This is a genomic window from Desulfatibacillum alkenivorans DSM 16219 (assembly GCF_900142135.1).
Classification (GTDB): Bacteria; Desulfobacterota; Desulfobacteria; order Desulfobacterales; family Desulfatibacillaceae; genus Desulfatibacillum; species Desulfatibacillum alkenivorans.
This window is the reverse complement of sequence record NZ_FQZU01000044.1, coordinates 38,433-46,300: the sequence shown is the minus strand read 5'-3', so window position 1 is coordinate 46,300 and position 7,868 is coordinate 38,433. Positions and strand designations below refer to the sequence as shown.

5 protein-coding genes are annotated in these 7,868 nt (G+C 53.3%); 3 read left to right on the top strand and 2 right to left on the bottom strand.

The genetic code is table 11. From position 1 onward, the window contains the following. Positions 1-231: 231 nt before the first annotated feature. Positions 232-837, bottom strand: coding sequence for an RCC1 domain-containing protein (locus BUE18_RS23450; protein WP_170868447.1), 606 nt, complete (start codon positions 835-837; stop codon positions 232-234). A gap of 853 nt (positions 838-1,690) precedes the next feature. Further along, positions 1,691-2,188, bottom strand: a complete 498-nt coding sequence (locus BUE18_RS23445; protein ID WP_073478591.1) for an RCC1 domain-containing protein — start codon at positions 2,186-2,188, stop codon at positions 1,691-1,693. 473 nt (positions 2,189-2,661) lie between these two features. Between BUE18_RS23445 and BUE18_RS23440 the strand changes: the two genes are divergently transcribed. From BUE18_RS23440 to BUE18_RS23430, 3 genes are all read left to right on the top strand, one after another. After that, the gene (locus BUE18_RS23440) at positions 2,662-4,056 is read left to right on the top strand and encodes a sigma-54-dependent transcriptional regulator (protein WP_073478590.1); all 1,395 of its coding nucleotides are present in this window, start codon (positions 2,662-2,664) and stop codon (positions 4,054-4,056) included. Positions 4,057-4,304: 248 nt separating this feature from the next. Continuing rightward, on the top strand, positions 4,305-5,489 hold the full coding sequence (locus BUE18_RS23435) for a hypothetical protein (protein ID WP_073478589.1): 1,185 nt from the start codon (positions 4,305-4,307) through the stop codon (positions 5,487-5,489). Positions 5,490-5,543: 54 nt separating this feature from the next. Then, positions 5,544-7,832 (top strand): S16 family serine protease, encoded by a 2,289-nt coding sequence (locus BUE18_RS23430; RefSeq protein WP_073478588.1) that lies wholly within the window; start codon positions 5,544-5,546, stop codon positions 7,830-7,832. Positions 7,833-7,868 lie beyond the last annotated feature (36 nt).

Genomic DNA, 7,868 nt, shown 5'->3' with positions numbered 1-7,868 from the left:
GGCACGGGATCCAAAAGCTCCATGACGGAAACGAATTGGCGCTGTTTTTCCGTCAATGGGTCCAACTCTTCTTCCAGCCATGGAAAAAGAGTGTTTTGTATGCTATGCCACATCCTGGAGAGAGTATGCATGTTCACCTCGTTTCTTAGACCGTGAATCTAATTGAGGGAATAGCATATTCTCTCCACTTATTCAATTATTTCAGTGGATTATTTTCAAGAAAACTCAAGTTCAAACCCCGATTAATTCACACCCACTATGGGGTTTTGCAATTGGCTCCAGGGAAAAATATTCTCCCCCGGCCACGCTTTTTACGTTGGAAAGCCCGGCAACCTGAACAGGCGCATTCGTGTTATCGCCGTCAAAGCCCAATTGGCCATGTTCGTTGCGCCCCATGGCCCAGACCTCGCCGCTTTGCGTCGCCGCCAGGGTATGGTAGCCGCCCCCGGCAATAGCCGCAACATCAGATAGCCCCGGGGTTTTTGAAGGAGTAAGGCGGTTATCATTGTCCCCCATACCCAATTGCCCGTAATAATTGCCCCCCCAGGCCCATAAGGATCCGTCCGAAGCCAGGGCCAGGGAAAAAAGCCTGCCCGCTGCTACGGAGACGATGTTTGAAACCACGGGCGCCTGTTCCGGCGCCGTACGGTTAATATCGTCGCCCAAACCAAGCTGGTTGTTGTCGTTACGGCCCCAGACCCACACCGTGCCGTCGGCTTTCAAGGCCAGGGAGTGATCCAACCTGGACGCAACCATGGGCTCGGCGTTGCCGCAGCCCGTAATGCCAGGTTCGGACTTGAAAAAATTCTGTGGGCATCCGTCCAGGAAATCTTCCACGCCGTCGCCATCGGAATCCGCGGCAAAGGCCAAGTTCGGGACGGATAGGAAAAAGGCTCCACAAACAAAGACAGTAAATATGATAAAAAAGGAGAAAAGACTGCGATCGACGCCGGGGGAACAAACAACTGCGTTCATTTACAACAACTCCATTGGCCCGCCTGAAACACGGAGAATGCATCTTGAGGGCAACAAATTTTAAAATACTGGGCTTGGCTAAGATTTCGGAACTTCAGCAAAAAACAATGGCAAGGCCCACTTTTTTTGCATAGACGCACTAACTCTGCCGGAAGTGAGTACTATTAAACCCGCAATAATTCAACCAGAATTTGGTATGCATACCCGTTTAACTTCGAAATTTCCCTGCGTTTTAATGTTTCCAAGCGCCGCTTAACAGAACCTTGAATGACATTCAGAATCATAACATACCGACATCAAGCCAAATAACAAACATTCGGCAAGCCGCATCCAAAGCCTTCTCCCTTTCAAGCGAAAACCGACAAAAAGCCGCCTGATTCGCTTCGAAAAATCCGGCCTGCCGGGTCTCAAACGTCAAGCGGGGATTTGACCCTATTGACTCACGTCGCCGCATATCCAAAATGTCGGGTCGCTACGCACGAACGTCATGCGTCTTGAATTCGAATGCAGCAAAACAGAGTCCTTAAAATTCCACTGCACTTTCAAAGCTCCGCATGACCCGACCTACAAAATCAGCTTAGAATATAGTTTGTTATGTAGGTCGGGTCACGCGGAGCCATCTGGGTTTAGTGAAATCCAAAGACCCTCGGCCCTCTGAGGATGATATGGATTCCCTAAATCCCCTTGCGGAGCGACCCGACATGATCCTTTTTGGCTACCGCAACCCCGCAACGCTCTGGAGGATGAACAAGGTCTCTTCCATGTCAAAGACGCCGTCGTAGCCCAGGGCGCATTCCCGGTTCAGGGCAATGGAAAAAGTCCTGCCCCCGGCAAGCGAGACAACATCCGAAAGACCCGTCGCCTGCTCCGGCTCGTTGCGGCCGGTTTTATCGCCCAACCCAAGCTGGCCGTGCTCGTTGAGGCCCCAGGTCCATACCGTTCCGTCGCTTTTCAGCCCAAGGGAATGGGCGTACCCCGCCGCAACCAAGGCCCGGGCGTTTCCGCAGCCGGAGAGGCCAGGCGCGGTTTTGAAAAAATCCAGGGGGCAGCCGTCCAGGGAGTCTTCCACGCCGTCGCCATCGGAATCCGCTGCAAAGACGCCGCAAGGCGCCGTGACCCAAAAAAGGGAGAGAATAGCGATAAAAAGAATAAGGGAAAAAGCAAGCCGGGAATAATTGAGAAAATCATTCTTGGCCGGGTGGGGCCTGATCATAACGCACTCCAAACATTTTCAACCGAAGAAGGCGGAGTCCTTCGGCGGCTATATCAAAGCCGGACAATTTCAATTTTTGATTTAACCACCGGAAAAATTGAACAACCCCTGGCGGGAGCCGAAATGATTCAGACTGCAGTTCATAATCCAAGCAGCGGCAAAAAATAATACCCTGATCGAGGGTATCAACTATAATTCATTTGATCAATTATTTTCACTATTCGCCGCTCAATACCATGTATTTTTGCCATCTATTCCTATCCTTGAAATCCCTGTTTTACAAGCTCTAATCACGGATTTTGAGAGCAGAATCAAGACCTTTCAATTTCTAGACGGGTGTGGAATTCACAGCATTTGCGCTCTCTTTTGACAGGGTAAAGATATTAACCCCTTGTGCCGATATCCCCTTCGATGCTATAAGCCTTTCAAATCAAGTTTTTTAATGACGTCCGAAGAAACGGAACAGTAGGACCATGAGTCGTGATTTGACAATTTTGGTTGCGGACGACGATAGGACGACGACCGCAATCCTGAAAAATACATTAGAAAAGCAATCCCTTACCCCGGTCGTGGCAAATGACGGGATTCAGGCCCTTAAAGTCCTGGAAGAGACCCCGGTGGATTTGGTGATTGCGGATTACCAGATGCCCGGGCTGGACGGTTTTGAATTGCTGCAGGCCATGAAAGACCGGGGCCTGGACATCCCGTTCGTCATGGTGACCGCTCACGGCAGCGTAGACATGACCATGAACGCCATGCGCCTGGGGGCCATTGAATATCTCGTCAAGCCTGTGGATCCATTGGATATCGTCGTTTTGGTGGAAAAAATCCTGAACATAAACAGGATGAAATCCCGCCTGTCCCGCCTGCAAAAGGAAGTGGAGAAAAAATACCACTTCAACAATATTGTCGGCCAAAGCCCCCAGATGCAGATCCTGTTCGAGAGCATCCACAAGGCGTCCAGAAGCACTGCCAACGTCCTCATTACCGGAGAAAGCGGGACCGGCAAAGAGCTTGCCGCCAAGGCCGTCCATTATAACGGCCCTTTGAAGGAAGGCCCTTTTGTGGCGGTCAACTGCTCGGCCTTTTCCTCCGGCACCCTGGAAAGCGAGCTGTTCGGACATGTCAAGGGCGCTTTCACAGACGCCCACAGGGATCACATGGGCCGCTTTGAGCTGGCGGACAAGGGCACCCTGTTCCTGGACGAAGTGGGCGACATCCCGGCCGACATCCAGGTGAAACTGCTTCGGGTTCTCCAGGACAAGACCTTTGAACGGGTCGGCGCCCAGGAACCCATCCACTCGGACTTCCGCCTGGTGGCCGCCACAAACCGCGACCTCAAAGACCTGGTCCGCAAGGGAAAATTCCGGGAAGACCTCTTTTACAGGTTGAACGTGATCGGCATGACCACCCCGGCTTTGCGGGAGCACCCGGAAGACATCCCCCTCTTGATCTCCCACTTCCTTAAAAGGTACGGTCAAGTGGGCGGCAGAAGCATTAAGACCCTTTCCATGCACGCCATGAAAATCATGCAGGAATACCGGTGGCCCGGAAACGTCCGGCAGCTTGAAAACGCCATTGAAAGCGCCGCCGCCATGTGCGACGGCAGCATGATCCGCACTGCAGACCTTCCCCTTGAGATCACCACGCCCCAGAGCGAAGATCCCCTGAGGGAGGACGCTTATCGGGGAACCTTGCCCGAAGTGGTGGAGCGCATTGAAAAACACATGATTTTAAGGGCTTTGGAGCAAAATCAATGGGTGAAAGCCCATGCAGCCCGCACCTTGGGCGTCAGCGAACGCGTCGTTTCGTATAAAATGGCCAATTACGGCCTGACCAAAGACAAAGCCAAGCCGACAAAATCGTAGGCCGCCTACAATTTTGTCGGCCCCAACCTCACTTTCCAGGAAACCACCTCTCCCTCCACAACATAAATATTTCCTTTAAATGCAGCCTATTAAAAAATTAACGACTATCAATTTTTTCTTGGCGCCGATCTTGCCATTTGTATAAGCCACACTGCTAAGGGACCCAGTGGTTCCGCTGTACGGGAACCGGCTCCTGGCAGGGTTTCACTGATTCTACTGGGTCCAATATTTACGTGAGGTTTGTCCTGATGAAGGCATTTGCTTGTGAAAAAGTTGTATGCCCCGATGGGATCTGGATTATTTCCGAAGGGAGATATCGCGACCTGGACCTTCGGTTGATCCTGGAAGGGGCGGAAGTGGTCACGGTTAAGGAATACAGAATTTCCGACCTGGCCTATTATATGCTGGGACCCAAACCCATAGAGGTGAAGAAAAGGCTTGTCGGCTGCGAAGTCCATGAAATTGAACCCTTTTCCAACCGGTTCAAGGCGAAGATCAAAAGAGTTCTGCCCCGGTTCATGCACGGCATGTTCAAGGAAAGGCCCATGGAGCCGCAGATCCTTATGAGCCCCAGGGAAAACACATGCTCCGCCTTGGACAGCAAGGAACTGGAAAAGCACCTGGAGCGGATTGAAAGCCAGTTGCGGCCCTACAATTCGGTCATCAAGCAGGTTAACGGATTGGATCTCGCGCGGGTGAAGGACATTGTGGGCATTTGCGAGGATTTCGGCAAAAATCGCTCCCAACTGCTCATCAAGGGCTGCCTGGAGGACAAAGTGGCCTATATCGCCGAGGGCATCACCCTGGACGTGGGAGTGACCCTGGACAGGGCTTATGTGGCCAACGGCCTGTTCGAAATGGGCGCCTACGACTTTGACGGCTACGATAATCAGAAGTCCTACCGGCTGGTGACCTTCATGCACAGGGGCGAAACCAAGGCCTTTGTCCTGGACGACGACAACCGGGTGAAGTTTGAAGTTCAGGAACTGGACACCATACAGTACATTCAGCTTTTGGAAAATTGCCTGCGCATCAACCCGAAAATGAAAGAAGCCATGGATCAGTGCATGGAAGGCAAAGCCATGGCGGCGAAAATCCTGTTCAACCATCACATGGAGATCGGGTACTCCACGTCCCGGATTCCCGAGATTTACAGGCAGGCTTTTGAGACCTACGACATTGGGCTCAGCGAGATGGACGCGGTCATGCATTCGTTGAACACCAAGCAGTTTGGCATAGCATTTTCGTACATCCCCAAGACCGGGGATGAGCAGGACAAGGTATTCACCACCATATCGGTGATGCACGATTTTAAAGCCCTGGACAGCATCAAGGCGGAACTGCCTGAGTTATACTCGGAAATCAGCAAGATGACTTCGGTATCCGATGCCGGGACTTACTATCTTTTGGACGCCATCCGGGGCGTACAGTAACAAGAGGCCGAGGGAACGGCGAGTTGGGGATCGTTTTAGGAGACTATTATAAGAATGGATAGCGCCTACAAGCCCGAAGATTACGTCCGTATTGAGCAACTGCTTCACTATCCTGAAAAGCTGCAGGAACGGCTTTCGGGCATAGAGGACACTTCGGAGATTTCCATACCCAAAGACCCGATTGAAAAGGTCATCTTTCAGAACAGGGCCAAGTCCTCGATTCGGAAGATCGCCCAGAACAGGGGCCACATCCTTATGGTGGGCCGGCCGGGCACGGGCAAATCCCTTTTGGCCAACATGTTTCAGGAAGTCCTGGACCGTTCCATGGGCGAGTACCTAAGGCCTAAATGCGCCATCGCCGCTTATCCGGGCAAGGACCGCAACCATGTGCGTTTCGCCTACGAAAACCCGGAAAAGCTGGAACAGCGCATCATGAGCGTCCACCACGCCATTGAAGACGCCGGGAACAGCATGGACGAGTTCTCCCTGGCCGAAGAAATCAAGTCCGTCAAAAAGATTCGCAACGGCCTGCTTTTGGCGACCCTGGCCACGGCCATTGGCGGCGTGTTTTATCCTCCGGCCTTTATTGCAACCGGCCTGACAGGCATGGGCGCCATCTTCATGATCATGCAGGAGAACAACCACAAGGCCCAGGAAAAGATCCAGCGGGAAAACAGCGACTCCCGCCGGGTGGCGGTCAAGCATCTCCAGGATCAGGTGCCTGAAGTGTTGTACGATCCCAGGAAGGACAAGGATCTCATGGCCCGCATTTCCGAGCCCAACGCCCGGAACATGAAAGGCGGGTTCCGGCACGATCCGTATCAGTCCAGCAATCTCCAGACGCCCGCGCACAAAAGGGCCTACCTGGGCGCCCACGCCAAAGCTCCCATCATCTATATTGACGAGCTGAAAACCATGGTCAAAGTGGGCTACATGTCCGACCTCCTGGAGATCATGCAAAACAAGGAATACGTCCTGGAAGGCGGACGCGACACGGGCAGCGGCGCCGCCGACCGCTCCGAGACATCCCTCCATGCCGACAATATCATCATCGCCTGCTGCAACCACGACACCTTGCAGTACCTTCAAGACGAAGGAGACGGCGCGTTCCTGAGCCGCGTGGAGGATAAGGGCGAAATCGTCCAGATGGAAAGCGCGGTGCCCGAAAGCCTGGAAACCACCCTGGAAGCAGCCCAATACATAAAACAGGAAGTGGACAACCTGGGTAAAGCCTTTATGGGCGCGTGGAAAGACGTCATAGACAGCGAAGGCTACGACGGCGTACGCAAAAGAAGCGGCGTGATTTTCGGCCGGGCCCTGCCAAGCGATTATACGCTGAAGGAACGGGATTTCTCCCGGAACGCCATCATGGAGATCGTCAAGGAGCTCCGCTGCTGCGCCTCCGAAGGAAAGCTGACAGCCTTGCTCAGGCCTTTCAACGGCATCATCAAAACCGCCGAACTGGAAGCCATCCTGGAAAACTCGCCCCTGGTGGAAGCCAGGCACGTGCGTTACGCCATGGACGAGCATCTGAGCCTGGAAGGCGCCATCGCCAAGGAAGTGATGGAGCATAAAAAGGCCCTGAAAAAATACATCAGCGCCATCACCGACTCCATCGGCTACGTGGTGGGCCTCGCCGTCATCTCCTCCCGCTCCAGCGGCAGGATGTTCGGCCATCCCCTGCCCATCCACTGCCAGGTGAACGCAGGAGGAGCGGACGTTGTGTCTGCCCCCGGCAAACTGGGCGACATCGCCAAAGCCGCGGCCCAGAACGTGCGCGCATCCATCAAAAAGGTTTTGAAAACCATCGGCGCCCCTTACGTGGGCTACGAAATGCATGTGGAATACATACAAGTCCACGGCGGCGTGGAGGGCGACAGCGCCTCTGTCGCCATGGACATTGCTCTCATATCCGATTTTATTAAAGAGCCGGTGAACCAGAAGTACGGAGTCACCGGATCGCTCACCGGCGACATTATTCTCGCCGTGGGCGGGGTCACGGAAAAGGTCCGTTCCATCATGGACATCGATCTCGGGATGGAAGGCGCCTGCGTGCCCTGGCAGAATATGCAGGATATCGAACCCCTTTTGGTGAACGCCCATTGCCGGTACATCCAAAAGGACGATATTCCCGGCGTGCGCATTTACCGCACCGAAGGGGAGAACGATCCCTTTGACGTATATTTCTGCAAAACCAAATACAATGCCTACAAGATCCTCATGGGCCTGGATAAGGCCGAAGTTGAGGATCGTATAACCCAAAGAAGCCGCAAAGACCTCCTTTTCATCCAACGGATGAAAAATCCCTCTCTTGACGACTCGCAAAAAGCCAATGCCGCATAACTTTGGGGTGCTGGTACGGCTTATGGGGGCCCCGCA

Bases quoted from the DNA above. Each gene is read 5' to 3' on its own strand.
- BUE18_RS23435 (WP_073478589.1), top strand. From the start codon at position 4,305: ATGAAGGCATTTGCTTGTGAAAAAGTTGTATGCCCCGATGGGATCTGG.
- BUE18_RS23430 (WP_073478588.1), top strand. From the start codon at position 5,544: ATGGATAGCGCCTACAAGCCCGAAGATTACGTCCGTATTGAGCAACTG.
- BUE18_RS23440 (WP_073478590.1), top strand. From the start codon at position 2,662: ATGAGTCGTGATTTGACAATTTTGGTTGCGGACGACGATAGGACGACG.
- BUE18_RS23445 (WP_073478591.1), bottom strand. From the start codon at position 2,188: ATGATCAGGCCCCACCCGGCCAAGAATGATTTTCTCAATTATTCCCGG.